The organism is Marinovum sp., from assembly GCF_034669705.1.
Lineage (GTDB): Bacteria > Pseudomonadota > Alphaproteobacteria > Rhodobacterales > Rhodobacteraceae > Marinovum.
Map to the genome: position 1 here is coordinate 15,486 of NZ_JAXMOR010000031.1, position 24,966 is coordinate 40,451.

Below are 24,966 nucleotides of genomic sequence, written 5' to 3' on the forward strand. Positions count from 1 at the left end.
TCCCGGATCAAGTCCGGGACAGGGGTGCGTTTTTGTGCATTCATGCACAGGCTGCCCGCTGCCGAGAAATGATCATTGCGTCGTCGCACACGGGCTTTAAATTGCGCCTGCAGTGGCAAGGAGGCTCCGATGGCGGCAATCGTGGAAATCGACGACCTGAGAAAGGTCTATGACGGCGGCTTCGAGGCGCTCAAGGGGGTCTCTCTCGACATCGAGGAGGGCGAGATCCTCGCGTTGCTCGGGCCCAATGGCGCCGGCAAGACGACCTTGATCTCGACGGTTTGCGGCATCACCAATGCCACCTCCGGGACGGTCCGCGTCGGCGGTCATGACATCGTCAGCGGGTTTCGCGCCGCGCGGTCGATGATCGGTCTGGTGCCGCAGGAGATCTCGCTCGAGCCTTTCGAGACGGTGCACCGCTCGGTGCGCTATTCTCGCGGGCTGTTCGGCTGCAGGCGCGATGACGCCCATATCGAGAAGGTGCTGCGCGACCTGTCGCTCTGGGACAAGCGCGATGCCAAGACCATGGAACTCTCAGGCGGGATGAAGCGCCGGGTGCTGATCGCCAAGGCGCTGAGCCATGAGCCCCGGGTGTTGTTTCTCGATGAGCCCACCGCCGGCGTCGATGTCGAGCTGCGCCGCGACATGTGGAAGGTGGTGGACGCTCTCAGGGCCTCTGGCGTGACCATCATCCTGACCACCCATTACATCGAAGAAGCCGAGGCCATCGCCGACCGGGTGGGTGTAATCGCCAAAGGCGAGCTGCTGCTGCTGGAGGAAAAGACCGCCCTGATGGCGCGGATGGGGCGCAAGACGCTGGATATCGAGTTGACCGCGCCGGTCGAGACGGTGCCGACCGCCCTCGCGGGCTATGATCTTGAGATCGTTCAGGGCGGCACGGTGTTGCGCTACAGCTATGACAGCAATGCCGACCGAACCGGGATCACCAAGCTGCTGTCGGACCTGGCGGCGGCCGGGTTGCAGATGAGCGACCTGCAGACCCGGCAATCCAGTCTCGAGGAGATCTTCGTGGGGCTGGTGGCCGACAACGCGGAGGTGGCGGCATGAACCTGCGGGCGGTCGGCGCGATCTACAAGGTTGAAATGGCGCGGTTCTTCCGCACCCTGGCGCAGAGCTTCATCTCGCCGGTGATTTCGACCTCGCTTTACTTCGTGGTCTTCGGCACCGCCATCGGCAGCCGCATCGACCAGGTCGAGGGCATCAGCTATGGCGCTTTCATCGTGCCGGGGCTGATCATGCTGACGGTGATGACGCAGGGCATCTCCAATGCCTCCTTCGGGATTTATTTCCCGAAGTTCATCGGCACCTTCTACGAGCTGCTCTCGGCGCCGATCAACTTTCTCGAGATCGTGCTGGGCTTTGCCGGGGCGGCGGCGACCAAGGCGCTGTTCATCGGGCTGGTGATCCTGGCCACCTCGGCGTTCTTTGTCGATCTGACCATCCTGCATCCGCTGGCAATGCTGGCCTTCCTGGTGTTGACCTGCATTTCGTTCTCGCTCTTCGGCTTCATCATCGGCATCTGGGCGAAGAATTTCGAGCAGCTGCAGCTGATCCCGCTGCTGGTGGTGACGCCGCTGGTGTTTCTCGGCGGGTCGTTCTACTCGATCTCGATGCTGCCGCCGTTCTGGCAGGGGGTGTCGTTCTTCAACCCGGTGGTCTACCTGATCTCGGGCTTCCGCTGGGCGTTCTTCGGCACCTCTGACGTGCCGATCGGGCTGAGCCTCCTGGCAATTGCCGGCTTTACCGCCGCCTGTCTGGCCATCGTCTGGTGGATCTTCCGCACCGGCTGGCGCATCCGCTCCTAGGCGGGGCGCTGGCGCGCGCAGGTCGGTTCTGCGTTCAGGCCACGCAGGCCACATCTTCGACCGGGGGCAGGGCCCCCGGGACCCCCGGCGGGGGACGCTGTCCCCCGAGACCCCCTGGAGTTTGTCTGGCAAGATGAAGTTGCAGGAGCCGGGTTGTTTCGGGTCGGTGCGAGGGCTACATCAGGCAGCATGAAACGCTGGCTTCCCTTCGTGAAATCCGGGCCCACAGTGGCCGTGTTGCGGCTCAACGGTGCGATCGGCACCGGCGGGCGCATGGCGCTCAGCGATACCTCGCTGGCGCCTCTGGTGGAAAAGGTCTTCAAGCGCGGCAAGCCCGATGCAGTGGCGCTGGAGATCAACTCTCCGGGCGGCTCGCCGGTGCAATCCTCGCTGATCGCCGGGCGGATCCGGCGGCTGGCGGCCGAGAAGAACATCCCGGTCTTTGCCTTCGTCGAGGATGTGGCGGCCTCCGGCGGCTATTGGCTGGCCAGTGCGGCGGATGAGATCTATGCCGATCACAGCTCTATCGTGGGCTCCATCGGGGTGATCTCGGCCGGGTTCGGTGCCAATGTCTTTCTGGCGCGACAGGGGCTCGAGCGGCGGGTGCATACCGCCGGCTCCTCGAAGAGCTTTCTCGACCCGTTCCAGCCGGAGAAGGAAGAGGATGTCGCGAGGCTGCGGCGTCTCTTGGACCAGCTGCACGTGAATTTCATCAGCTATGTCAAGGAACGCCGCGGCGGCAAGCTGGCCGACAACCGCGATCTCTTTACCGGCGAGATCTGGGTCGGCGAGACGGCGCAGCAGGTCGGGCTGATCGACGGCATTGGCCATCTCGATCAGGTGATGAAGGACCGGTTCGGCGACAAGGTGAAGTTTCGCCGCTATGGCCGCGGCCGCAGCCTGGCGCAACGGCTGGGCCTGTCGCTGGCAGAGGATGCGCTGGGGCTGATCGAGGAGCGGGCGGCCTATGCCCGGTTCGGGCTCTGACGTGATCGTCAAGATCGTCACATTGTTTCTGATCGGCATGGGGGTGCTTGCCATGTTCGGCAAGCTGCGTCTGCCAAAGCGGCTGAGCTCGGCCAAGTGCCCGGGCTGCGGCCGCTACCGGATCGGCAAGGGGCCCTGCGCCTGTGGCCACGAGGGAGACCGCCGCGGATGATGGTCTGGCTGTTGTGCGCGCTCGGGCTGATAATCCTGGTGCTGGCCGGCGATGCGCTGGTCAAGGGGGCGGTGAACCTGGCGCTCAGGGTCGGGATCCCGGCGCTGATCGTCAGCCTGACGATCGTCGCCTTCGGCACCTCTGCGCCTGAGCTGCTGATCGCCATCCAGGCAGTGATGCAGAACGCGCCGGGCATCGCCATGGGCAATGTCGTGGGCTCCAACACCGCCAATATCCTGTTGGTGCTGGGCGTGCCGGCAATCATCTCGGGGCTGCACACCTCGCAATGCGACAGCCGCAAGACCTATGTGCAGATGCTGGTGGCCTCGGCGCTGTTCATCGGGCTGGCGTTTTTCGGCGTCTTTGCCTGGTGGTCGGCGCTGATCCTGCTTGCGGCGCTGGGCGGCATGCTATTCCACGCCTCGCGGGTGGCGATGCGGCACCGGCGCGACACCCGGGCGGCAGAGACGGTGGACCGCCCGGAGGGGGCCGATCCCGACATGTCCTGGCCCAAGATCGCGATGTTCCTGCTGCTGGGCCTCGTCGGCCTGCCGCTCGGGGCCGATCTGCTGGTCGAGAACGCCTCGGTGATCGCCAGGCGCTACGGCGTCTCAGACACGGTGATCGGGCTGACGCTGGTGGCGGTGGGCACCTCTTTGCCGGAGCTGGCGACTACGGTGGCAGCGGCGCTGCGCAAACAGGCGGACGTTGCGCTGGGCAATGTCATCGGATCGAACATGTTCAACCTCCTGGCGATCATCGGCGTCGCCGCGCTGATCCGCCCGATCCCGGTCGATGCGCAGTTCCTGAGCTTCGATCTCTGGGTGATGCTGGTTGCGTCGCTGTTGATCTTTCCCTTCGTGTTCCTGCGCTGGGACATGGGGCGGGCCTGGGGCGTGGCGCTTACCGCGCTTTACGTCGGATATGTGGTGATGGTGATCGTCTGAGAAGGAGAGCGGGATGCGCGCATTGGTGACGGGAGCCGGCAAGCGGCTGGGGCGGGCGATGGCACTCTTCCTGGCCGAAAAGGGCCACGACGTGGCGGTGCACTATGCCAGCTCTGCCGAGGGCGCCGAGGCGACCGTGGCCGAGATCCGTGCCATGGGCCGTCAGGCGGTGGCATTGCAGGCCGATCTGCTCGACGAGGCGGCGACGCAGGCGCTTGTGCCGCGCGCGTGCGAAGCGCTGGGCGGGCCGCTGACGGTGCTGGTCAACAATGCCTCGATCTTCGAGCATGACACGATCCGCAGCGCCACCCGCGAGAGTTGGGACCGGCACATCGAGAGCAACCTGCGGGCGCCCTACGTGCTGATACAGGCGCTGGCGGCGCAGGCGCCGAAGGCCGCGATGGATGCGCGCGGCGAGCCTGTGGCGCAAGCGCTGGTGGTCAACATGCTCGACCAGCGGGTGCGCAAGCTTACGCCCAAATTCTCGACCTACACGCTGGCCAAGATGGGCCTCTGGGCGCTGACCCGGACCGCGGCGCAGGGGCTGGCGCCGGACGTGCGGGTCAATGCCATCGGCCCCGGCCCCACCCTGCGCGGCGGCCGCCAGAGCGACGCGCATTTCGCCAGGCAGCGCGAGAACACCGTGCTCGAACGCGGCGCCAACCCCGAGGACATCACCGCCGCGCTGGCCTATCTGCTCGAGGCCCGCGCCGTCACCGGGCAGCTGATCTGCGTCGATGGCGGCCAGCACCTGGGCTGGCAGACGCCGGATATCCTCGGAGTTGAATAGGCGCGTCGTTAACGGAATGTTAAGACTTGCAGGCAGTGCCGCCCGGAGTTGTGCACCGCCGCCGCAGGTCCCCGCGACCATGTTACTAAATTGTAAAGTTATCATGACCTTACAGAAACGTGAGAATAGTTTTGTGTAAATTCAAGGGGTTATAAAGGCGCCTATTTTTTAGGCAATTTAATCAACCTCCCTGAAGAACAAGGAAAAACCCCGGTCTCCGGTTGTAACCCCCAGAGTTATCCACACGATCCGTGGATTTGTTTCCTCTTGTCGCGGGGGGGATGCCGTTGCAGCGCCAGGGGGGGAATCATAAGTTAGCGCCATGACGGAATTGCCAGAGGGGCAGGCTGCCCCAGCCCTCACCGGACACGCCTGCATCCAGGCCTATCTCAAGACCCTGGACAGCTCTCCGGGGGTCTACCGGATGCTCGATGCCAAGAACGCGGTGCTTTACGTGGGCAAGGCCCGCAACCTGCGGGCGCGGGTGTCGAACTATGCCCGGCCGGCGGGTCACAGCCCGCGCATCGCCCGGATGATCCGCGACACCGCCTCGATGATGTTTCTGACGACGCGCACCGAGACCGAGGCCCTGCTGCTCGAACAGAACCTGATCAAGCAGCTCAAGCCGAAGTACAACGTGCTGCTGCGCGACGACAAAAGCTTTCCCAACATTCAGGTCACCGACCACGCCTTTCCGATGATCCGCAAGCATCGCGGCGCCAAGAAGGAGAAGGGCGCCTACTATGGTCCCTTCGCCAGCGCCGGCGCGGTCAACCGGACGCTGAACCAGTTGCAGAAGGTGTTCCAGCTGCGCAATTGCTCGGACACCATGTTCGAGGGGCGCAGCCGGGCCTGCCTGCTGCACCAGATCAAGCGCTGCTCGGCGCCCTGCGTCGGCAAGATATCAGAGGCGGCCTATGCCGAGAGCGTGCGTGATGCGCAGCGGTTTCTCTCGGGGCGGTCGACCAATATTCAGGAGAAGCTCGCCGGCGAAATGCAGGCAGCCTCGGAGGCGATGGAGTTCGAACGCGCCGCCAGCCTGCGCGACCGGATCCGTGCCCTGACCCAGGTGCAGACCGCGCAGGGCATCAACCCGCGCACAGTGGACGAGGCCGACCTGATCGCGCTGCATCTCGAGAACGGGCAGGCCTGCGTGCAGGTGTTCTTCATCCGCGCCGGCCAGAACTGGGGCAACCGCGATTTCTATCCCCGCGTCGGCGAGGACGTCGAGGCGGCCGAGGTGCTCGAGGCCTTCATCGGCCAGTTCTACGACGGCAAGGAGCCGCCGCGGCAGCTGATCCTGTCGCATGCCATCGAGAACGAGGATCTGATGTGCGAAGCGCTGGCGCAGAAGGCCGGGCGCAAGGTGACGCTTCTGGTGCCCAAGCGGGGCGAGAAGGCCGAGCTGATCGAGAGCGCCACCCGCAACGCCCGCGAGAGCCTGGGCCGCAAGATGGCCGAGACCGCGACCCAGGCGAAGCTGCTGCGCGGCGTGGCCGAGGCTTTCGGGCTGGAAAAGCCGCCGGCACGCATCGAAGTCTATGACAACAGCCACATCCAGGGCGCCCATGCCGTGGGCGCGATGATCGTCGCGGGGCCCGAAGGCTTCATGAAGTCCCATTACCGCAAATTCAACATCCGCGGCGACGACCTGACGCCGGGCGATGACTTCGGCATGATGAAAGAGGTGCTGACCCGGCGCTTCAAGCGGCTGTTGAAGGAGGACCCGGAGCGCGAGAAGGGGCTCTGGCCCGACCTGTTGCTGATCGATGGCGGTGCGGGGCAGGTCTCGGCGGTGGCGGAGATCATGCGCGAATACGGCGTCGAGGACATCCCGATGGTGGGGGTCGCCAAGGGCATCGACCGCGACCAGGGCAAGGAGGAGTTCCACCGGGTCGGCCAGCGGGTGATGGCACTCAGGCGCAATGATCCGGTGCTCTATTTCATCCAGCGTCTGCGTGACGAGGCGCACCGCTTTGCCATCGGCACCCACCGGGCGAAACGCTCAAAGGCGGTGGGGGCGACTCCGCTGGACGAGATCGCCGGCGTGGGGGCGGCGCGCAAGCGGGCGCTTCTGTCGCATTTCGGCTCGGCCAAGGCGGTGAGCCGGGCCAATCTGGTGGACCTCAAGGCGGTGGAGGGGGTGTCGGAGGCGCTGGCTGAGAAGATCTACGCGTTCTTTCACGAGACCGGCTAGGGGAGTCAAACGGGGCGCTGCGCGCGCAGGTGGGTTTGCGTTCACGCCACGCAGGCGTTGGGGGCTCTGCCCCCAAACCCCCGGAGGTTTATCTGGCAAGATGAAGGTCAGGAGAGGTCGTTCACCAGTTGCGGGAGTATCGTGAAGTCGGAGAAGGTTGCCTTGTGGGGGAGGTCTTCGATCGGCGATTTGCGGTAGCCTTCGGTGAAGAGCAGGAAGGGGACCTGCGCGGCGTCGGCGGTTTCGGCATCGGTCTCGCTGTCGCCGACGTAGAGCGCGCGGGCGGCGCCGTCGAGGGCGGCGTGGAGCATCGCCGGATCGGGCTTGCGGGTGGGCAGGCTGTCGCCGCCGATCACCCGGTCGAAATCCAGCGCCAGACCGGTGTCGGCGAGGCATTTCAGCGTCGCCTCATAGGGTTTGTTGGTGCAGATCGCCAGGCTGTGGCCCTGGTCCTTGAGCACGCCGAGCGCGGCACGGACGCCGGGGTAGAGCGCGCTCGGCGGTGTGTCGACCTCGGTGTAGAGGGCGAGGATCCGGTCATGCAGCGGGTCCTGCGCCGCCTCGGGCAGCTGCCGCGCCTCGGCGACCTGCCTGACCAGCGCCGGCAAGCCGCGGCCGACGAAGCCCTGGACGGTGTTGCGGGCCAGAGGGGCAATGCCACGGTCTGCCAGCGCCCGGTTCACGCAGTCGGCGATCTGCGGCACGCTGTCGATCAGTGTGCCATCGAGATCGAAGGCGATGGTGAGGCTCATGTCAGGCTGTCGCGGATGGCCTGCATGTTGCGGCCGTAGACCTCTGGCGCCGCGACCGAGCCCCCCTTGAAGACCGCCGAGCCCGCCACCAGCACATCGGCGCCGGCCTCGACCACCAGCGGGGCGGTTTTCGGATCGACGCCGCCGTCGATCTGGATGTGAACCTCGCGGTCGCCGATCATCTGCCGGACCTTGCGGACCTTGGCGGTCATGTCGATGAACTTCTGGCCGCCGAAGCCGGGGTTCACCGTCATCACCAGCACCATGTCAGCGAGGTCGAGCACCTCCGCCACCGCCTCGGCCGGGGTGCCGGGGTTGAGCGCCACGCCGGCCTGCATGCCGGCGGCCTTGATCGCCTGCAGGGTGCGGTGGATATGCGGGCCGGCCTCGACATGGGCGGTCAGCATGTCGGCGCCGGCCGCGGCATAGGCGTCGATATAGGCATCCACCGGCGAGATCATCAGATGCACGTCCATGAAGGTCTTGACGTGCGGCCGGAACGCCTTGACCGCCGGCGGGCCGAAGGTGAGGTTCGGGACGAAATGCCCGTCCATCACGTCGACATGGACCCAGTCGGCGCCCTGGTCCTCGATGGCGCGAATCTCTGCGCCGAAGTTGGCGAAATCGGCGGAGAGGATCGACGGGGCGATCTTGACGGTACGGTCGAAGGGCATGGGCATCTCCTGGCGGTTTGTCGCCTCATAAGCCGCCGCGGGAGCAAGGTCCAGAGAACCGCTACCGTGCGCCCCCTTGCGACCAGCAGGGCAGGGTGTCGCCCGGGGCCGGTGTGGCGTGAAAGATCGCCCGGGCGATGGCGCGGCTGAGGCAGGTGGCGGCGGCGTGGCAGATCTCGATCATCTGCCAGTCGGGCGACGTCATCTCGACCGCGCCGGTCGCGGCGGCAAAGACCAGATCGCCGTCCATCGGCGTATGCGCCGGCACGATGGCGCGGGCAATGCCGTCATGCGCCGCGGTGGCCATACGCTGGGCCTGCGCCTTGGTGAGGCGGGCGTCGGTGGCGACGATGGCGAGGGTGGTGTTGGCACCGGAAGCGAGCGCCGAGAGCTTGCGGCTGTGCGACAGGTCGGTCTGGCGTGGCGCGGGGTCGGGGCCGAGGCCGCCGAATTCGCCGTCAAGCTCGAAGGGGGCAGCCCAGAAGTGGCGATCCCCGGGGGTGGTGACGCTGCCCACCGGGTTGGCGGCGACCAGCGCGCCGACGGTGACATCGCCGAGCGTGAGAGAGGCCGAGCCCAGCCCGCCCTTGAGCATCGCCGTGGTGGCCCCGGTGCCGGCGCCGGCGGTGCCGAGGGCGAACTCTTCGGTGGCATGAGCCAAAGCGGTGCGTCCGAGCGCCGGGTAGGGGTTGGGCGTCCAGTCCTTGTCGCCGCCGTTCAGGAGGTCGAAGAGGATCGCCGCCGGCACGATCGGCACCCGCGCCGGGCCGACCGCGAAGCCGCGGCCCTGTTCGGCCAGCGCGTCCATCACGCCCTGCGCCGCCGCAAGACCAAAGGCCGAGCCGCCACTGAGCACCAGCGCATCCACCGCGGGCGCCAGCTTGTCGGGGGCCAGCAGGTCGGTCTCTCGGGTGCCCGGCGCGCCGCCCATGACCGCGACCGAGGCCACGAAAGGCGCCGCGCCCACCAGCACCGTGCAGCCGGATTTCAGCACCGCATCCTCGGCATTGCCGACCCGCAGCCCGGCGACATCGGTGATCAGGTTGCGCGGCCCGGGGGTCATATGCCGCGCCTTCCGCCGGCCATTTGCGCCCGGTTGCAGGGGGCGCCCGGCGCCACGCGCCAGCCACAGCCGATCAGCAGATGCGACGGGATAAACGGCATGTTTGTCAGCGTCATCCGAGCCTCCTTTTCGGTCTCGGACCACGATCCTCCAGCCGCCCGCCGATCGCAAGTCGCGATTTATCCTTGCGTCACGCCGCCCGCCTCAGCCACGATCTTGCGCGGCAAAACGTCGAGGTCACTGGATTCCCCCGATGGCCGCTGTTACATCGGGGCAACGCGAAGCAACCGGAGGCCCGCCATGAGCGCGACCGCCCGCCAGACAGCCCCCATGCCCAGTGAAATCCGGGCGATGAAGGGGGGCACCCCGATCGTATCCCTGACCGCCTATTCGACGCCGATGGCGCGGATGATGGACGCGCATTGCGATTTCGTCCTTGTCGGCGACAGCGTCGCCATGGTGCAGCACGGGCTCAGCTCGACGCTCGGGGCGACCATGGAGATGATGATCCTGCACGCCCAGGCCGTGGCGCGCGGGCTCAAGACTGCGTTGCTGGTCGTCGACCTGCCGTTCCGCAGCTACGAGGAAAGCCCGGAGCAGGCGTTCCGCAACGCCGCACGGCTGATGGCCGAGACCGGCGCCGGGGCGATCAAGCTCGAGGGCGGCGAGACCATGGCCGAGACCATCCACTTTCTCACCCGGCGCGGCATTCCAGTGATGGCGCATGTCGGCCTGACACCGCAGGCGATCCATACGCTGGGCGGCTACAAGGTGCAGGGCCGCGGCGCCGGAGCGGCGCAGCTGATGGCCGACGCAAGGGCGGTGTCCGACGCCGGCGCCTTTTCGGTGGTGCTCGAGAAGGTCACCGAGACGCTGGCCGACCGGATCACGGCGGAGGTGCCGATCCCCACCATTGGCATCGGCGCTTCGGCCGGCTGCGACGGGCAGATCCTCGTGGTCGATGACATGCTGGGTCTGTTCACCGCTTTCAAGCCGAAGTTCGTCAAGCGCTATGCCCAGTTGGGCAGCGATGGCGAGGCGGCGATCGCCGCCTATGCCGCCGAGGTGCGGGCGCGGGCGTTTCCGGCGGCCGAACATGTCTTTGCCGATGAAGCGCCGGGGAAATCCGCGTGAGCGTGCCGATCGTCCGCGATCTCGCGGCACTGCGGGAGCTGACCCGGGGCTGGCAGCGCAACGGCGAGGTGATCGGCGTGGTGCCGACCATGGGCGCGCTGCATGACGGTCACCTGAGCCTGGTGGCGGCGGCGAAACAGCGCGCTGACCGGGTGATCGTGACGATCTTTGTCAATCCCAAGCAGTTCAACAATCCCGAGGACCTGGAGAACTATCCTCGCACCGAAGAGGACGACGCCCGTAAACTGGCACGTTTCGAGGTCGATGCGATCTTGGCGCCGGAGGGCGATACGATGTATCCGCCGGGCTTTTCGACCAATGTTTCGGTCGCGGGACTGACCGATGTGCTCTGCGGCGCGCATCGGCCCGGCCATTTCGACGGCGTGGCGACGGTGGTGACCAAGCTGTTTCGCCAGACCGCCGCCGATCTGGCATTCTTTGGCGAAAAGGATTTCCAGCAATTGCAGGTGGTGCGCCGGCTGTCGCGCGATCTTGACCTCGGGGTCGAGGTGGTGGGCTGCCCGACGATCCGCGAGATCGACGGGCTGGCGATGTCGTCGCGCAACCTGCTGTTGTCGGACCGGGCGCGGGTCAAGGCGCCGCGGCTGCATGAGGTGATGGAAGAGATCAAGGAGGGTCTGATCGCGGGCCGCGCAATGTCGGAGCTGGTGCCGCCGGCGCTTGCCGCGCTGGAGCGGGCGGATTTCCTCAAGGTCGATTATCTCGAGCTGCGCAGCTGCGACACGCTTTCGCTGCTCGAGACCCCGACCGAGCCCGCTCGCCTGCTGGCCGCGGCCTATCTGGCCGGGGTGCGGCTGATCGACAATATCGACGTGCCGGCGCAGGGGTGAGCCCCGCCTCGCCCCCCTGCCTGCCCGAGGTCACTCGGGCAGGGTGTAGACGGCGATGTGGTCGCCCACCTGCGGCTTGATGATCGAGTTGCCGCCGGCGACGAAGGCCACGTATTGCTTGCCCTCGTGGACGTAGATCGCCGGGATCGCCACCGCTGGCGCCTCGACGATCGACGACCAGAGCTCGGCGCCGGTCTCGGCGCTGATTGCGCGCACCCGGTTGTCCATCGAGGCCCCGATGAAAATCACCCCGGTCGCGGTCAATGCCGGCCCGCCCAGTGTCGGTGAGCCCCAGCTTTCGGGACCGTAGAAACCCCATTTCTGCGACCTGCCGAAGGGCACCTCCCAAAGCTGTTCGCCGGTGTCGAGATCATAGGCCAGAAGCGTGCCGTAGGGCGGCTCCCAGCAGGGCAGGCCCATCGAGGTCACCCAATTGGTGAGTTCGAAACCGTAGGGCGCGCCGCGCTGCGGGTAGAGCCCTTGCTCGTTGCCGCTGCCGCCGGTCATCTCCTCGTAGTCGTCGCGCGGGATCAGACGCAGGATCTGCACCACCTTCGAAGTGTTGATGTAATAGCGGTTGGTCTCGGGATCGAGCGCGCCACCGCCCCATTGCATGCCGCCGGCGGTGCCGGGGTAGACCACGGTGCCGGCCTCTGACGGCGGGGTGAACAGGCCCTGATAATCGGTGCCCTCGATCATTTCGGCGCATTGGCCGAAGCTGACGATATTGGCCAGCGTCGACATCTCCGGGTAGCTCTCGAAATCATGGCTGGGCGGCGGCACCATGTAATAGGGCTGGGTCGGCGCGGCCACCTCGCCCTGCGCGGTCGAGGGGGGTACCGGGCGTTCCTCCATGCCGAAGATCGGCTCGCCGGTCTCGCGGTTGAGCACGTAGAGCATCGATTGCTTGGAAGCCTGCACCAGCGCCGGGATCACCTCGCCGTCGCGTTCGATATCGACCAGCGTGGGCGCGGAGCCGGTGTCGTAATCCCAGATGTCGTGGTGGATCAGCTGGCGCGACCAGAGGATCTCGCCGCTTTCGGTGTCGACGGCGGTCACCGAGGTGGCCAGCTCGATCGGATCGGTGCGGTTGCCGCCCCAGTAGTTCGGGCTGGGCGAGGACACCGGCAGGTAGAGGATGTTGCGCTCGGCATCGACGCTCATCGAGGCCCAGACATTGGCGGTGCCGGATTGCGCCCGCATCTCCTCGGGGATGAAATTCACCTCCCAGACCTTTTCTCCGGTCCGCGCATCGAGCGCAAACACGGTGCCGGGCGGGGCTTCGGCGAACTCCCAGTCCTTGCCGGCCCAGCCGACGAACAGCTTGTCGCCATGGGCGGTGGGCGGCTGCAAGAGCGACAGTGGCCACTCGTTGTTGATCTCGTTCCACTGGTTGACGTTGACCACGCCGCCTTCGCCGAACTCCTCGCAGAGCGCGCCGCTGTCGGCGTCGAGCGCATGCAGTTCGCTGTCCATGGTGCCGATGTAGACCCGCTTGTTGCAGGGTCCGTCACTGGCGTCTTCGGCCTGCCAATAGGTCACGCCGCGGTTCTTCAGCGCCGGCTGGGTCAGCGCCTCGAGCGTCGACCGGGTGTCATAGCTCCAGCGCTCTTCGCCGGTGGCCGGGTCGAGCGCCAGCACGCGGTAAAAGGGCGTGCCGAGGTAGAGCGTCTCGTTGGCATAAATCGGCGTGGCCGACCACACGGTGGCCGGCAGCTCGCCGGAGCCATCCGCGACGTCGCCGGTGTGCAGATCCCAGGCCTTGACCAGCGAGCCGACGTTTTCCGGGGTGATCTGGGTGGCGGAAGAGTATTTGCGGGCGCCGAGATCGCCGTTGTAGGTGGTCCAGTCCTGAGCGGCGGCGGTGAGCGGGCAGAGCGCGAGCGGGAGGGCGAGGAGGGCCTGTCTCATGCCAGCGCCTTGCGGTCGGAGGGCAGCCGGGCCAGCGCCACCACCAGGCAGGCGGCCGCGAGGGTGATGGCGATCAGGATCGGCCAGCTCAACAGGAACCAGCCGGCCACACCTGTCAGGATTGCCGCCAGCAGGGCAAAGGCCGCGGCCGGCCCCTGCGACGGGCTGTAGGGAAAGATCGCGATGAAGAGCACCAGCAGCGCCTGTGCGGCACTGCCCAGCGCGGTGAGCAGCGGCCCCGCAGTGCCTTCGACGCCGGTCAATGGGCCGAAATAGAGCCTGAGCGAAAGCGCGAAGGCCGCGAGCCCGAACAGAACGGAAAGGGCCAGAAATAAGCGGGTCATGGAACACCTCGGAACTTGCAATAATCCTTGGTGGAAACACCTGCGGGGCGCGAAAGGTTCCGATCAATCTTGGCTCAGCCGTCCAGAAGCAGCGCCGCCAGCGACAGCGCCATGACCTGGGCACTGTCCAGCATGTCGTCGATGCCGACCCATTCATCGGGCTTGTGCGCCAGTTCCAGCACCCCCGGCCCGTAGGCGATGCAGTTCTTCAGCCGGCCGATGCGGTCGATGTGTTTCTGGTCATAGGTGCCGGGCGACGCGACGTATTCCGGCGCATGTCCCAGCACCTCCTCGATGGCGCGGGCCACGGTGGTGACCACCGGCGCGGCGCGGTCGGTCATCGAGGGGGCGACGTGATTGATCTCGGACAGCCGGTAGTCAAATTTCGCCCGCGACGTCTTGAGCTCGTCGAGCAGGGCGCGGACCTCGCCAGAGACGCTGGCGTGGCTTTCTTCGGCCAGGTAGCGGCGGTCGATCACCATGCGGCAGCTGTCGGGCACGCAATAGGCCGGCAGGCCGGTGTAATCGCTCTCCTGCTCGGCCGCGCCGCCGTGGACAGAATTGATGTTCATGGTCGAGGCGCGCGCGCCGTCGGGCACCACCGGCATCTCGGTGCGCCGCGCGGCCATGGCCGGGAACAGCCGGGTCTCGAAGGCGTCGATCACCGCCCCCATGTGGCGCACCGCGCAATCGCCGAGAAACGGCATGGCGCCATGGGCGATCTCGCCGCGGGTCTCGATCTCGGCCCACCAGGCGCCGCGATGGCCAAGGCAGATGCGGTCCTTGTTGAGCGGCTCGGGGATGATCACATGCTGCACCCGGGAGGGCGCGAAATAACCCTGTTCCGCCAGGTAGGCGACGCCGCCATAGCCGCCGGATTCCTCGTCGGCGGTGCCCGAAATCTCGACCGCGCCGTGAAAGTCGGGGCAGAGATCGACAAAGACTTCCGCCGCAATGATCGAGGCCGCGAGCCCACCCTTCATGTCACAGGCGCCACGGCCGTAGATGCGGCCGTCCTTCACCGCGCCGCCGAAGGGATCGGTGGTCCAGCCTTGGCCGACCTCGACCACGTCGGTGTGCGAGTTGAAATGCACGCAAGGCCCCGCGCGCGCGCCGTCGCGGCGGGCGAGGATGTTCCAGCGCGGATATCGATCGCTGTCGCCGGGGGCGCCCTCGGCGCGGATCATCCGGATGTCGAAGCCACGTTGGGCCAGTCGCTGGCCGAGAACCTCGCAGATCTCGCGGTAGTTGGCGCCGGGCGGGTTGAGGGTCGGGATGCGGATCAGCGCCTGCGTCAGCGCGATCAGGTCGTCGCGCCGGGCGGTGATCTCGTCTCTCAGGCGGTCGGTGATGGCGGTCATGGGCGCAGTCTTGCGTTTGGGGGCGCGGGGCGCAAGCGAATGGTTGCGGCGCTAAGGCGGGGTGGCGCGGATTTCTGCAGCTGGTGCGGTGCGTCATCCGGCGATGGTCAGCGCGATGCCGAAAAAGGAACGCTCACTTGGAGCAGATACGAAGGCCCGCCCGGAGCTTGCTCCGGTTCCTCGCCGCCTGCCAAGAGGTCCCGGCGGGGGGGCCGGGGATGGGGTCAGCTCAGGCGGATGTGTGGGGCAGCGCCGGTGGATGAGGCAATCCGCCCCGGGCTCTGCTCCGGGGCCTCGCCGCCTGCACAGAGGGTCCCGGCGCGGAGGCCGGGACGGGGTCAGCGGAGGCGGATGCGGGGCGCCTCGCCGATCGGGATCGGGCCGAGCCAGATCGCGCCCGCGTCGAGCCGCAGCGCCAGGTCGAGCGAGCCTTGCCCGCCGGAAAGCCCGGCCATCAGCGTCAGCGCCGCCTCGATCCCGTCGGCCAGCACCTCCGCGACCTGACCCGAGGCGCGCGCCACCGTCAGCATCTCCTGCCAGTTCCTGGCCTGCACATGCACCTCGCCGCTGGCCCGGCCTTCGCCGTCGATCTCCAGGTCGCCGGTCAGCCGCAGCGCCATCGGCCCCCACTCCAGCGCCGCCTCGCTCACCGCGATGCGCGTCGGTTGCGGCCGCGCCTCGGCGGCCGCCAGCGTCCAGGGCGCGTCAAACCCCAGCTGCGCGGCGATGCGGGCCTGCGAAAAGGTCTGCGGCAGGGCGCCGCCGGTGGCGCTCACCAGCCCGCGTGGCAGCGCCAGCCCCTCGGCGGTCATCGCCAGGTCATAGCTGGCCGCGTCCACCCGGGTGCCGGCCAGCCGCAGTTGCGCCAGCGCCGTGGTGGCACCCTCTGGGCCAGTGACGTTGAGCACATCGGCCACCAGATTGCCGCGCGTCAGCGCATGGTCGTCGCCCTCGGTCACCAGGCTGGCCTGCATCTGCTCGGAGGTCACGCGCAGCGGGCCGTCGGGCGTGACGATCATCTGTTCGCGCGGCCAGGCGGCAATGGCATGGTGGCGGTTGTAGCTCAGCAGGAACAGCTGAAAGAACGGCGCCTGCCAGCCCAGCCCGCTCTCCGGGTCGGCGATCTCCAGGTCGGTCCAGGTGGTGTCATGCCGGTTGGGAAAGCCGCGCACCACCATCTCGGCATAACCGGCCTGCCAGCCCTCGGCCCGGCGCTCGGCAAACCAGCGCTGGTAACCGGCCAGCAGGCTCTGCTTGCCCCAGAGCCAGTAGCCCGACCAGGCCAGAGCGGCGAGGAGGATCACCAGAACAAGACGTTTCATCATCGGCTTTCTCCGCGCGTGGTCTTTCGCCTCTCGGGGCAATGCTTTACTTGCAGGGGGCGGAAAGGAAAAGCACCATGGCACTCTGGGTCTTCGGATACGGCTCGCTCTTGTGGAACCCGGGCTTCGCGGTGGCGGAAAGCCGGCTGGCCTCGCTCGAACATTACCAGCGCAGCTTCTGCATGCATTCGATCCATCACCGCGGCACCGAAGAGGCGCCGGGCCTGGTGCTGGCGCTCGATGCGGCGGCGGGGGCGGTCTGCGACGGGGTGGCGCTGCGCGCCGCGCCCGGCACTGAAGACGACACGCTGGCCTATCTGCGCGACCGCGAGCTGGTGTCCTCGGCCTATGTCGAGCGGCACGTGATGCTGGGGCTCGAGGATGGCCGACAGGTCGAGGCGCTGGCCTATGTGATCAACCGCGACCACTGGCAATATTGCCGCGACATCCCGCTCGAGGAACAGGCACGGATCATTGCGCGCGCGGTGGGCGGCCGGGGGCCGAATACCGAATATCTCTGGAACACCGCGCAACATCTGACCGAACTGGGCATCGAGGATGCAGATTTGCAATGGTTGGCCGACCGGGTCCGTGACATTTGCCGATAACGCCTTGGCTTGACCGGGAATCCTCCCTAGAGTCCGGGCGGATCTAACAATTCCCAGGATACGTCCCTCATGGTGGACAAGCCGGACCGCGAGGCCGCACCGAGATTCTCCCAGCCCGTTCGTCAGGTGTTCTTCATGGTCACCGTTCTGGGGCTGGTCGTGGCCGGGCTGGTGCTTGCACTGCCCCGTGTGCTGCCGGTTTTCCTGTCGAACCCCTATCTGAACGGCTTCATCGTGCTGGTCTTCGTGATCGGCGTGCTGGCGACCTTCTGGCAGGTGCTGACGCTGATCGGCTCGGTGCGCTGGATCGAGACCTTCGTGTCGGAAAACGACGCCGGCAAGGAGGCGCCGCGCATCCTGGCGCCGCTGGCCACGCTGATGCGGACCCGTGGCAAGCGGATGCAGATCTCGGCCACCTCGTCGCGCTCGATCCTCGATTCCGTGGCGCAGCGGATCGACGAGGCGCGCGAGATCACCCGCTATATCGTCAGCCTGCTGATCTTTCTGGGCCTGCTCGGCACCTTCTACGGCCTTGCCACCACCGTGCCGGCGCTGGTCGACACCATCCGTTCGCTGACCCCGGCCCCGGGCGAGACCGGCGGGCAGATCTTCGAGCGGTTGCAGGAGGGGCTTCAGGCGCAGCTCGGTGGCATGGGCACCGCCTTTGCCTCGTCCCTGCTGGGTCTGGCGGGCTCGCTGGTGGTAGGGCTGCTGGAGCTCTTTGCCGGCCATGGCCAGAACCGGTTCTACCGCGAGCTCGAGGAATGGCTCTCGTCGATCACCCGGCTGGGCTATGCCGGCTCTGGCGAGGGCGAGGGCGGCGCCGACCAGCAACTGCTGGTGGCGGTGGTCGACCACATGTCGGAGCAGATGGAAAGCCTGCAGCAGATGTTCGCCCAGTCCGATGAAAGCCGGGCGGTGGTCGATGACAAGCTCTCGACCCTGGCCGACAGCGTCGAGCGGATGACCGAACAGCTCGAGCGGCAATCGGCGCCCACCACGGCGCTGACCCGGCTGGCCGAGGGGCAGGAACGGCTGATCGATGCGCTCGAAAGCCGCCGCGGCGAGGGCGAGGGCGGGATCGATCCCGAAAGCCGGATGCGGCTGCGCTCGATCGACGTGCAGATGCTGCGCATTCTCGAGGAAATGTCGGCCGGGCGGCAGGAAAGCATGGCCGAGCTGCGCACCGACCTGGCCCAGCTCACCCGCGCGCTCAACATGGCGGTGCGCCAGGTCAGCGCCGCCAGCGCCGCCTCGGCGCGGCCCAGCCGCCACCTCAGACCGCCCAAGGTGGGAACCCCCGAACAGGAGGGCTGATCCATGGCGTTGTCCCGCCGCACCGGTCACCGGTTGCAAGCTTCGATCTGGCCCGGCTTCGTGGATGCGATGACCGGCCTGCTGCTGGTGCTGATGTTCGTGCTGACCATCTTCATGGTGGTGCAGTTCACCCTGCGCGAGACCATCACCGGCCAGGAGAGCGAGCTCAACGAGCTGTCGAACGAGATCGCGGCGCTGGCGCAGGCGCTGGGGCTGGAACGCGAGAAAACGTCCGAGCTGCAGACCGAGGTCGGCCAGCTGGTCTCGACGCTGGTCGATGCCAATGCCCGCGCCAGCCAGCAGGAGTCGCTGATCGCCGGGCTGCAGCAGGACGTGGCCGAGCGTGATGCGGCCCTGTCGCAGGCCGGCGACCGGATTTCCCTGTTGGAGCAGACCGTGGCCGAGCGCGATGCGGCGCTGGGCGCGGCCAATGTGCGGATCGCCTCGTTCGAGGATCGGGTGGCGGGGCTGCTGTCGGACCAGGAGCAGGCCAGCGCCCGGATCGCCGAGCTGGAGGGCAGCGAGCAGGCCTTGATCTCGGAGCAGGAGGCGCTGCAGCTGGCTTTGGCGCAGGCGCGCGACGAGATTGACGCCGAGGTCGAGGCGGCACGTCTGGCGGCTGCACAGGCCGATGCGCTCGAGGCGATGATCGCCGATCTGCAGGCACAGCAGCAGGAGACGTCGGCCGAGTTCACCGCCCGGGTCGGTGCGCTGGAGGACCGGCTGAGCGAGGAAGAGGCCAGGCGGCTGGCCGAGGTGGCGGCGGCCGAGGCCCTGCGCGAAAAGCTGATGACGGCCGATGCCGAACTCTCGGCGATGACGCTGGCGCTCGAGGAACAGCGGCGCAAGGCGGAAGAGACCCTGTCGATGCTGGCGGCGGCGCAGGCGGCCGAGAAGGACCTTGATGCCCGGCTGGCCGCCGCGCTGGTGGCGCAACAGGCGGCCGAGGCGCAGGTCTCGCAGGTCGGCGCGACGCTGGAAGAGACCACGGCCGAGACCGAGGCGCTCAAGCAGCAGCTGGCGGCGGCGCTTCTGGCGCAACGGCAGGCGGAGCAGCGCAACGCGGCCCTGGCCGAGGACCTGCAGGCGGCGATCAGCGACGACCGGAGCACCACGTCACAGCTCAACGCGCTCGAGGCGCAGCTGGCGGCGGCGCTTCTCGACAGCCAGGACCAGTCGGCCCGTATCGGCCAGCTGGAACAGGCGCTGAGCAGCCTGCGCGACAGCAGCGCGCTTGAGAAAGGCGCACTGGAAGCGCAGCTGGCCGAGGCACTGGCCGCCAAGATCACCGCCGAGCGCAGCGCCCGGGCGGCCGGCCAGGCAGCCGAGGCGGCCGAGGACCGGCAGGCGTCGCTTGAGGCGGAACTGGCCCGCGCGCTGGCGGCGCAGTCCGATCTGGCCGGTGTCGAGGACGAGCTGGCGGCAGCCCTGGCGGCCCGGGTCGCGGCGGAACAGGCGCAGGCGACGCTTGAGAACCGGCTCGAGACCACGCAGTCACAGCTGTCAGAGGTGCAGGGCGCGGCCAAATCGCTCGAGGACAGGCTGGCCGAGGCCCTGGCGGCACAACTCGCGGCCCAGGAAAACGCCGCAGCGCTTGGCGGGCAGCTGGAAGCGGCACAGGAGGGGGTGGCCGCGCTGGAAAGCCAGCTGGCCAACCTGCGGGCGACGCTGAACGAGACCGAGACCGGCGAGGCCAGCCTGCGCGATCAGCTTTCGGCGGCGCTGGCGGCGACGGTCAAGGCCGAGACCGCGCAGGAGGACATCCGCGAGCAATTGGCCGAAGCGCTGGCGCTCAAGCTCGCCGCCGAGGAGGCGGCCAAGGATGCCGAGGCCGAGGCCCGGTCGCAATCGCAACAGGCCGCCACCCGTGCCGCGCTTCTGGCTTCGGCGCGCGAGGAGCTGGAACAGCAGACCCAGATCTCGACCGAGGCGCAACGTCGCGCGGCACTTCTCAACCAGCAGGTGGCCGCGCTTCGCGGCGAGCTGGGGCAATTGCGCGCGCTGCTGGACGATTACAAGGTGCGCGACGCGGCGCAGAACATCCAGATCGAGAACCTCGGCTCCGATCTCAACACCGCGCTGGCGCAAAAGGCGCTGGAAGAGCGCCGTCGGGCCGATGCCGAGGCGCGCAACGCCGCCCTGCTCGAGGCCGAGAAGAAGGACCTGGAAAGATACCGCTCGGAGTTCTTCGGCCGGCTGCGCGACCTTCTGGGCAACCAGGATGGCGTGCGGATCGAGGGTGACCGCTTCGTGTTTTCCTCTTCGGTGCTGTTCGGCTCTGGCGATGCGCGGCTTTCGCCCGCGGGCCAGACCGAGATCGCCAAGGTGGCGCGGATCCTGAAATCGGTGGCCGATGACATCCCGCCTGAGATCGACTGGGTGATCCGCGTGGACGGCCATACCGACAACGTACCGATCGTCGGCTCGTCGCAATTCTCGGACAATTGGGAGCTGAGCCAGGCGCGGGCGCTTTCGGTGGTGCGCTACATGATCGATTTCCTCGGCATTGCGCCCGGGCGTCTGGCGGCGAACGGCTTTGGCCAGTTCCAGCCGGTCGATCCTGGCAATACCGAAGACGCGCGGGCGCGCAACCGCCGGATCGAGCTGAAACTGACCGAGAAGTAGCCGCTCCTCGCGCCCTTGCGGCCGCTCCTCGCGCGGTGGCCCGCGAGGGCCGACAAGCGGCTCGGGACGGAGCTGCCGGCCAGGAGCCGCCTTTCAGCCTGGCGGGACAGGCCTGCGCCACATTCGCGAGCCAGATCACGTCGCGGGTCGGCACGCGCCGGCTGCGGGTCCGTTTCAGCTCGCCCCGATCAGCGCGTGCGCTCGCCTGCGGCGCGCGGGGGATACGGTTGCGATGAAAACGCCTCTGGACGCGGCCGTCCGGACCTTGGAAAAGGGGCAGGCGGGCCGCTGGGAGCCGCCCCAATAGAACTGGACTGGAGGCCGCAGATGCCCGACGACCGCGCCGCCGATTGGGAACGCCCCTCGCCCTGGGGCCAGCATATCGGCATGCAGCTGACCGACTGGCAGGCAGATCACGCCAGGGTCGAGATCACCCTCGCAGCCTTTACCCGCAACCGCCACGGCGCGCCGCATGGCGGGGTGCATGCCACGCTGCTCGACACCGCGATGGGCTTTGCAGGCTGCTACACAGGCGACCCCGACCGCCGACAGATGTGCCTGACGCTGAACCTCTCGGTCAACTACCTGTCGCGGCCGCAGGGCCAGAGGCTGATTGCCGAGGCCCGGAAAACCGGCGGTGGCGAATCCACCTTCTTTGCCGAGGGCCGGGTGCTGGACGAGACCGGGGCGGTGATCGCCAGCGGCACTGGCGTGTTCCGCTATCGCAAATAGCTCAGCCGATGGTTTTAAGCAGCGCCCGGCGGGGCGCATCGAGCGGCAGCGGCCGATGGGACTTCGCGTCGACCTGCACCTGGGCAAAGAAGCCGGTGGCCGCTGCCTCTTCGGCCGCGCCGCGAAACAGCGCCAGCTCGATGGTGAAGGAACTGCGGCCGATGCGGCTGCAGCGCAGACCGGCGTGCAGGAGGTCGGGAAAGCGCAGCTCCTGGAAAAAGCGGCAGCCGGTCTCGACCACCAGCATCCGCGGGGCGTCGGGCCCGTCGCCCAGGACCCCGCTCTCGATCTGCCACAGTGTCAGCGCGGTGTCGAAGAGCGAGAAGTAGGTGGCGTTGTTGAGATGGCCGTACGGATCGTTGTCGGCCCAGCGGGTGGGCAGGGCGGTCAGCCAGGGATAGGCGCCGCGGGCGCGGCTCATCCCCGGTTGAGCAGACGGAAGGCGGTCGAGGCGCCCCAACCGGCGGCGATGGCAATCGCCAGCGACAGCAGGCCGTAGATCAGCGGCTGTTCGCGCGAAAGGTTGAACAGGAACCGTTCCAGCCCGACCTTGCGCACGTCGATCACCGTCTGGTGCTGCGAAATCACCTTCTGGTCGCGCAGCAGGAAGACCCGGGCGATATAGGGGCCCTCGGTCAGGTTGGCGGGCATCTGCACGGTGCTGCGGAACAGCGCCTGCTCGGCCACTTCCACCGCGCCCTCATTGCTCTGGTAGAGCCCGTTGTCGTTGCGGATGCGCAGGATCGCCTCGGCGAAGGCGGCCTGCGATTTCAGCGTCCAGACGGCGCGGTCTGCGGTGATCCGGTACTGGTTGTTGGCATTCTCGCTCAGGATCTCGTCGAGTGGCCCCGAGGAGGAGACGGCGTAGAAGCTGGGCGCGGCCGAGACATCGACCGACTCGGTGTTGATCCAGATACCGAAGCGGCGCTCCTTGCGGCGCACCACCACCGGCTCTGACGGACCGGAAATCGAGATGATCACGTCGAGATCACTATCCGGCTGCGGCCCGTTGCGCTTGATCGCGCCGAACAGGAGGATTTCCGAGCCGTCGAAATTGGCGGTGATGCGGACCCGTTTCTGTGACAGGCCGAGGACAACGTCCTCTTCGAGTTGCGGGGTCTGGGCGCTCGCCCCGAGGGGCACCAGCAGGCAGAGCAGCAGGGCGGTCAGTCTCAGCATCAGTGACCCTCCACCGCGCCGATGGAATAGAGCTCGCCGGGTTGCAGCAGCAGGTCGAACGCCAGCTTGCCGCAGACCAGAAGCACCAGCATGGCCAGCAGGATGCGCAGCTGTTCGGCCTTGAGCTTGACGCCGATCCGCGTGCCGATCTGTGCGCCGATCACGCCGCCCACCAGCAGCAGAACCGCCAGCGCCATGTCGACGGTATAGTTCGTCGTGGCATGCAGCAGGGTGGTGAAGGCGGTGACGAAGATGATCTGGAACAGCGAGGTGCCGACCACGACCTTGGTGGGCATGTGCAGGATGTAGATCATCGCCGGCACCATGATGAAGCCGCCGCCGACCCCCATGATCGCTGCGAGAATACCCACCAGCACGCCGACCAGCACCGGCGGGATCACCGAGATGTAGAGCCCCGAGGTGCGGAACCGCATCTTGAACGGCAACGCCGTGACCCAGCCGCGATGCTTGCGCTTGGCCGGGGGAACGCCTCCGGATTTGCGCGCCTTGCGGATCGCCCGCAGGCTCTCGGCGAACATCAGAGCGCCGATGATGCCGAGAAAGACGACGTAGCAGAGCTTGACCAGAAGATCGACCTGACCCAGCGATTTCAGGTAGTTGAAGACGAAGACACCGATTCCGGCGCCGATCAGGCCGCCGACCAGCAGCACCACGCCCATCCTCAGGTCGACGGTCTTTCGCTTGAGATGCGCGAGCAGGCCGGAGAAGGAGGAGGCAACGATCTGGTTGGCTTCGGTGGCGACTGCGACGGCTGGCGGAATGCCGATGAAGAACAGCAGCGGCGTCATCAGGAATCCACCACCGACACCGAACATGCCGGACAGGACGCCCACCATGCCGCCCAGCCCGAGAAGCAGGAAAGCGTTTACCGAGACCTCGGCTATTGGCAGGTATATTTGCATGCGGTTCTGTAGACCCAACGTCAGGGGGTTTGCAAGCCGGCCCGGTGGCGCTTGCGGCAAGATTTTCCGCGTTGCGGCATTTTTTTCCGGGACCGGCTGAATTCAAGCGCTTTGGCGCGCTGCTCGCAGTGTGCTGCAAGCGTTGAATGCAGCTTTAAGTTGCTGAATTCGCGCGATTGAGGGAATAATGTCCGCGGATTGGGCGTATTTGCAGGAATATGTCGCAAAAGGATTCGCCGGCGCAATTGATGCTGCGCCTGCGAAGGGTTTGGCCCCGGAGTGTCAGCGCTCCTTGACGTAGGGCTGGCCGCCGGCGCGTGGTGGGATCGCCTTGCCGACGAAGCCCGCGAGGATCACCACGGTGAGGATGTAGGGCAACGCGTCCATGAACTGCACCGGCAGCACCAGGATGCCGAGGTCGATGTTCTGGTAGCGCAGCGCCACCGCCTGCAGCAGACCGAAGAGCAGGCAGGCCCAGAGCGCGTACCACGGCCGCCACTTGGCAAAGATCAGCGCCGCCAGGGCAATGAAGCCGCGGCCGGCGGTCATGTCCTTGACGAAACCGGCCTGCAGCCCGGTCGCAAGGTAGGCGCCGGCAATGCCGCAGAGCACGCCGCAGATCGCCACCGCCGCATAGCGCAGTCCGACGACAGAGACGCCGGCGGTGTCGACCGCGGCCGGGTTCTCGCCCACCGCGCGCAGGCGCAGGCCAAAACGGGTGCGGAACAGCACCCACCAGGTCAGTGGCACCATCAGGAAGGCAACATAGACCAGGATCGAATGGCCCGAGATCAGCTCGTAATAGATCGGGCCGAGCACCGGCACGCCCTGCAGGCTCTCGGCAAAGGGCAGGGTGATCGTCTCGAACCGGCCCTTGCCGATCAGCGACGGCGTGCGGCCGCCTTGGGAAAACAGGTCCTGCGCGATCAGCACGGTCATGCCGGCGGCGAGGAAGTTGATGGCGACGCCCGAGATCAGCTGGTTGCCGCGAAAGGTGATCGAGGCCAGCCCGTGGATCGCCGAAAGCACCAGCGAGGCGGCGATACCGGCCAGCAGGCCAAGCCAGACCGAGCCGGTGATCGCCGCCAGCGCGGCGGCAAAGAAGGCGGCGGCCAGCATCTTGCCCTCGAGGCCGATGTCGAAGATGCCGGCGCGCTCCGAAAACAGCCCGGCAAGACAGGCCAGCAGCAGCGGCGTCGCCAGCCGGACGGTGGAATCGAGCACCTGCAGGATGGTGTAAAGGTCCATGCG

The 24,966-nt window shown here is 67.2% G+C and carries 24 protein-coding genes; 13 read left to right on the plus strand and 11 right to left on the minus strand.

Features of this window, described 5'->3' with window-relative positions:
* Positions 1–129: 129 nt before the first annotated feature.
* From VOI27_RS18155 to uvrC, 7 genes are all read left to right on the plus strand, one after another.
* Entirely contained in the window at positions 130–1,068 is a 939-nt protein-coding gene (locus tag VOI27_RS18155) for an ABC transporter ATP-binding protein (RefSeq protein ID WP_323767137.1), read from the plus strand.
* Positions 1,065–1,826 carry an ABC transporter permease gene (locus VOI27_RS18160; protein ID WP_323767139.1) on the plus strand — a complete coding sequence of 254 codons (762 nt, stop codon included), beginning with the start codon at positions 1,065–1,067 and terminating at the stop codon, positions 1,824–1,826. The genes VOI27_RS18155 and VOI27_RS18160 overlap by 4 nt, the downstream gene beginning before the upstream one ends.
* Before the next feature lie 189 nt (positions 1,827–2,015).
* Positions 2,016–2,813 carry a S49 family peptidase gene (locus VOI27_RS18165; RefSeq protein ID WP_323767141.1) on the plus strand — a complete coding sequence of 266 codons (798 nt, stop codon included), beginning with the start codon at positions 2,016–2,018 and terminating at the stop codon, positions 2,811–2,813.
* Complete coding sequence (locus VOI27_RS18170) at positions 2,794–2,985, plus strand: hypothetical protein (RefSeq protein ID WP_323767143.1); 192 nt, start codon at positions 2,794–2,796, stop codon at positions 2,983–2,985. The genes VOI27_RS18165 and VOI27_RS18170 overlap by 20 nt, the downstream gene beginning before the upstream one ends.
* The gene (locus VOI27_RS18175; RefSeq protein ID WP_323767145.1) at positions 2,982–3,932 is read left to right on the plus strand and encodes a calcium/sodium antiporter; all 951 of its coding nucleotides are present in this window, start codon (positions 2,982–2,984) and stop codon (positions 3,930–3,932) included. Before VOI27_RS18170 ends, VOI27_RS18175 begins: the two co-directional genes overlap by 4 nt.
* Before the next feature lie 13 nt (positions 3,933–3,945).
* Positions 3,946–4,722, plus strand: a complete 777-nt coding sequence (locus tag VOI27_RS18180) for an SDR family oxidoreductase (protein WP_323767147.1) — start codon at positions 3,946–3,948, stop codon at positions 4,720–4,722.
* 322 nt (positions 4,723–5,044) lie between these two features.
* Entirely contained in the window at positions 5,045–6,919 is a 1,875-nt protein-coding gene (uvrC, locus tag VOI27_RS18185) for an excinuclease ABC subunit UvrC (RefSeq protein WP_323767149.1), read from the plus strand.
* A gap of 107 nt (positions 6,920–7,026) precedes the next feature.
* Here uvrC and gph read toward each other — a convergent pair whose 3' ends face one another.
* The 3 genes from gph to VOI27_RS18200 all read right to left on the minus strand — a co-directional run bounded on the left by gph (position 7,027) and on the right by VOI27_RS18200 (position 9,408).
* The gene (gene gph / locus VOI27_RS18190; protein WP_323767151.1) at positions 7,027–7,671 is read right to left on the minus strand and encodes a phosphoglycolate phosphatase; all 645 of its coding nucleotides are present in this window, start codon (positions 7,669–7,671) and stop codon (positions 7,027–7,029) included.
* On the minus strand, positions 7,668–8,345 hold the full coding sequence (rpe, locus tag VOI27_RS18195) for a ribulose-phosphate 3-epimerase (protein WP_323767153.1): 678 nt from the start codon (positions 8,343–8,345) through the stop codon (positions 7,668–7,670). The genes gph and rpe overlap by 4 nt, the downstream gene beginning before the upstream one ends.
* A gap of 61 nt (positions 8,346–8,406) precedes the next feature.
* Positions 8,407–9,408 carry a P1 family peptidase gene (locus tag VOI27_RS18200; protein WP_323767155.1) on the minus strand — a complete coding sequence of 334 codons (1,002 nt, stop codon included), beginning with the start codon at positions 9,406–9,408 and terminating at the stop codon, positions 8,407–8,409.
* A 300-nt stretch (positions 9,409–9,708) separates the two neighbouring features.
* Here VOI27_RS18200 and panB point away from each other — a divergent pair, with 300 nt between their 5' ends.
* Positions 9,709–10,542 carry a 3-methyl-2-oxobutanoate hydroxymethyltransferase gene (gene panB / locus VOI27_RS18205; protein WP_323767157.1) on the plus strand — a complete coding sequence of 278 codons (834 nt, stop codon included), beginning with the start codon at positions 9,709–9,711 and terminating at the stop codon, positions 10,540–10,542.
* On the plus strand, positions 10,539–11,393 hold the full coding sequence (panC, locus tag VOI27_RS18210) for a pantoate--beta-alanine ligase (protein ID WP_323767159.1): 855 nt from the start codon (positions 10,539–10,541) through the stop codon (positions 11,391–11,393). Before panB ends, panC begins: the two co-directional genes overlap by 4 nt.
* A gap of 30 nt (positions 11,394–11,423) precedes the next feature.
* Here panC and VOI27_RS18215 read toward each other — a convergent pair whose 3' ends face one another.
* From VOI27_RS18215 to VOI27_RS18230, 4 genes are all read right to left on the minus strand, one after another.
* Positions 11,424–13,304, minus strand: coding sequence for a PQQ-binding-like beta-propeller repeat protein (locus VOI27_RS18215; protein WP_323767161.1), 1,881 nt, complete (start codon positions 13,302–13,304; stop codon positions 11,424–11,426).
* A complete protein-coding gene (locus VOI27_RS18220) occupies positions 13,301–13,648 on the minus strand; it encodes a hypothetical protein (protein WP_323767163.1) in 348 nt (115 codons plus the stop codon). The genes VOI27_RS18215 and VOI27_RS18220 overlap by 4 nt, the downstream gene beginning before the upstream one ends.
* A 74-nt stretch (positions 13,649–13,722) precedes the next feature.
* Complete coding sequence (locus VOI27_RS18225) at positions 13,723–15,009, minus strand: acetylornithine deacetylase/succinyl-diaminopimelate desuccinylase family protein (protein WP_323767165.1); 1,287 nt, start codon at positions 15,007–15,009, stop codon at positions 13,723–13,725.
* 338 nt (positions 15,010–15,347) lie between these two features.
* The gene (locus tag VOI27_RS18230; protein ID WP_323767167.1) at positions 15,348–16,334 is read right to left on the minus strand and encodes a DUF2125 domain-containing protein; all 987 of its coding nucleotides are present in this window, start codon (positions 16,332–16,334) and stop codon (positions 15,348–15,350) included.
* A 74-nt stretch (positions 16,335–16,408) separates the two neighbouring features.
* On the opposite strand from VOI27_RS18230, the gene VOI27_RS18235 reads away from it, so the two are divergent.
* From VOI27_RS18235 to VOI27_RS18250, 4 genes are all read left to right on the plus strand, one after another.
* Positions 16,409–16,939 (plus strand): gamma-glutamylcyclotransferase, encoded by a 531-nt coding sequence (locus VOI27_RS18235; RefSeq protein WP_323767169.1) that lies wholly within the window; start codon positions 16,409–16,411, stop codon positions 16,937–16,939.
* A gap of 72 nt (positions 16,940–17,011) precedes the next feature.
* On the plus strand, positions 17,012–18,256 hold the full coding sequence (locus tag VOI27_RS18240) for a biopolymer transporter ExbB (RefSeq protein ID WP_323767214.1): 1,245 nt from the start codon (positions 17,012–17,014) through the stop codon (positions 18,254–18,256).
* A gap of 3 nt (positions 18,257–18,259) precedes the next feature.
* Complete coding sequence (locus VOI27_RS18245; protein WP_323767171.1) at positions 18,260–20,881, plus strand: peptidoglycan -binding protein; 2,622 nt, start codon at positions 18,260–18,262, stop codon at positions 20,879–20,881.
* 327 nt (positions 20,882–21,208) lie between these two features.
* On the plus strand, positions 21,209–21,613 hold the full coding sequence (locus VOI27_RS18250) for a PaaI family thioesterase (RefSeq protein WP_323767173.1): 405 nt from the start codon (positions 21,209–21,211) through the stop codon (positions 21,611–21,613).
* Between the two features lies 1 nt (position 21,614).
* Here the strand turns inward: VOI27_RS18250 and VOI27_RS18255 are convergent, their stop codons facing one another.
* The 4 genes from VOI27_RS18255 to VOI27_RS18270 all read right to left on the minus strand — a co-directional run bounded on the left by VOI27_RS18255 (position 21,615) and on the right by VOI27_RS18270 (position 24,963).
* On the minus strand, positions 21,615–22,034 hold the full coding sequence (locus VOI27_RS18255; RefSeq protein ID WP_323767175.1) for a thioesterase family protein: 420 nt from the start codon (positions 22,032–22,034) through the stop codon (positions 21,615–21,617).
* On the minus strand, positions 22,031–22,792 hold the full coding sequence (locus tag VOI27_RS18260; protein WP_323767177.1) for a TIGR02186 family protein: 762 nt from the start codon (positions 22,790–22,792) through the stop codon (positions 22,031–22,033). Before VOI27_RS18260 ends, VOI27_RS18255 begins: the two co-directional genes overlap by 4 nt.
* Positions 22,792–23,715, minus strand: a complete 924-nt coding sequence (locus VOI27_RS18265; RefSeq protein WP_323767178.1) for a sulfite exporter TauE/SafE family protein — start codon at positions 23,713–23,715, stop codon at positions 22,792–22,794. The genes VOI27_RS18260 and VOI27_RS18265 overlap by 1 nt, the downstream gene beginning before the upstream one ends.
* Positions 23,716–23,997: 282 nt before the next feature.
* Positions 23,998–24,963, minus strand: coding sequence for an ABC transporter permease (locus VOI27_RS18270; protein ID WP_323767180.1), 966 nt, complete (start codon positions 24,961–24,963; stop codon positions 23,998–24,000).
* Between the last annotated feature and the right edge of the window lie 3 nt (positions 24,964–24,966).

Excerpts from the sequence above, each read along its gene's own strand:
- panB (WP_323767157.1), top strand. The coding sequence starts at position 9,709 with ATGAGCGCGACCGCCCGCCAGACAGCCCCCATGCCCAGTGAAATCCGG.
- VOI27_RS18265 (WP_323767178.1), bottom strand. The coding sequence starts at position 23,715 with ATGCAAATATACCTGCCAATAGCCGAGGTCTCGGTAAACGCTTTCCTG.
- rpe (WP_323767153.1), bottom strand. The coding sequence starts at position 8,345 with ATGCCCTTCGACCGTACCGTCAAGATCGCCCCGTCGATCCTCTCCGCC.
- VOI27_RS18225 (WP_323767165.1), bottom strand. The coding sequence starts at position 15,009 with ATGACCGCCATCACCGACCGCCTGAGAGACGAGATCACCGCCCGGCGC.
- VOI27_RS18255 (WP_323767175.1), bottom strand. The coding sequence starts at position 22,034 with ATGAGCCGCGCCCGCGGCGCCTATCCCTGGCTGACCGCCCTGCCCACC.
- VOI27_RS18160 (WP_323767139.1), top strand. The coding sequence starts at position 1,065 with ATGAACCTGCGGGCGGTCGGCGCGATCTACAAGGTTGAAATGGCGCGG.
- VOI27_RS18220 (WP_323767163.1), bottom strand. The coding sequence starts at position 13,648 with ATGACCCGCTTATTTCTGGCCCTTTCCGTTCTGTTCGGGCTCGCGGCC.
- VOI27_RS18170 (WP_323767143.1), top strand. The coding sequence starts at position 2,794 with ATGCCCGGTTCGGGCTCTGACGTGATCGTCAAGATCGTCACATTGTTT.
- VOI27_RS18200 (WP_323767155.1), bottom strand. The coding sequence starts at position 9,408 with ATGACCCCCGGGCCGCGCAACCTGATCACCGATGTCGCCGGGCTGCGG.
- VOI27_RS18215 (WP_323767161.1), bottom strand. The coding sequence starts at position 13,304 with ATGAGACAGGCCCTCCTCGCCCTCCCGCTCGCGCTCTGCCCGCTCACC.
- VOI27_RS18175 (WP_323767145.1), top strand. The coding sequence starts at position 2,982 with ATGATGGTCTGGCTGTTGTGCGCGCTCGGGCTGATAATCCTGGTGCTG.
- VOI27_RS18230 (WP_323767167.1), bottom strand. The coding sequence starts at position 16,334 with ATGATGAAACGTCTTGTTCTGGTGATCCTCCTCGCCGCTCTGGCCTGG.
- VOI27_RS18235 (WP_323767169.1), top strand. The coding sequence starts at position 16,409 with ATGGCACTCTGGGTCTTCGGATACGGCTCGCTCTTGTGGAACCCGGGC.
- uvrC (WP_323767149.1), top strand. The coding sequence starts at position 5,045 with ATGACGGAATTGCCAGAGGGGCAGGCTGCCCCAGCCCTCACCGGACAC.
- VOI27_RS18250 (WP_323767173.1), top strand. The coding sequence starts at position 21,209 with ATGCCCGACGACCGCGCCGCCGATTGGGAACGCCCCTCGCCCTGGGGC.
- VOI27_RS18165 (WP_323767141.1), top strand. The coding sequence starts at position 2,016 with ATGAAACGCTGGCTTCCCTTCGTGAAATCCGGGCCCACAGTGGCCGTG.
- VOI27_RS18155 (WP_323767137.1), top strand. The coding sequence starts at position 130 with ATGGCGGCAATCGTGGAAATCGACGACCTGAGAAAGGTCTATGACGGC.
- VOI27_RS18180 (WP_323767147.1), top strand. The coding sequence starts at position 3,946 with ATGCGCGCATTGGTGACGGGAGCCGGCAAGCGGCTGGGGCGGGCGATG.
- VOI27_RS18270 (WP_323767180.1), bottom strand. The coding sequence starts at position 24,963 with ATGGACCTTTACACCATCCTGCAGGTGCTCGATTCCACCGTCCGGCTG.
- gph (WP_323767151.1), bottom strand. The coding sequence starts at position 7,671 with ATGAGCCTCACCATCGCCTTCGATCTCGATGGCACACTGATCGACAGC.
- VOI27_RS18260 (WP_323767177.1), bottom strand. The coding sequence starts at position 22,792 with ATGCTGAGACTGACCGCCCTGCTGCTCTGCCTGCTGGTGCCCCTCGGG.
- VOI27_RS18245 (WP_323767171.1), top strand. The coding sequence starts at position 18,260 with ATGGCGTTGTCCCGCCGCACCGGTCACCGGTTGCAAGCTTCGATCTGG.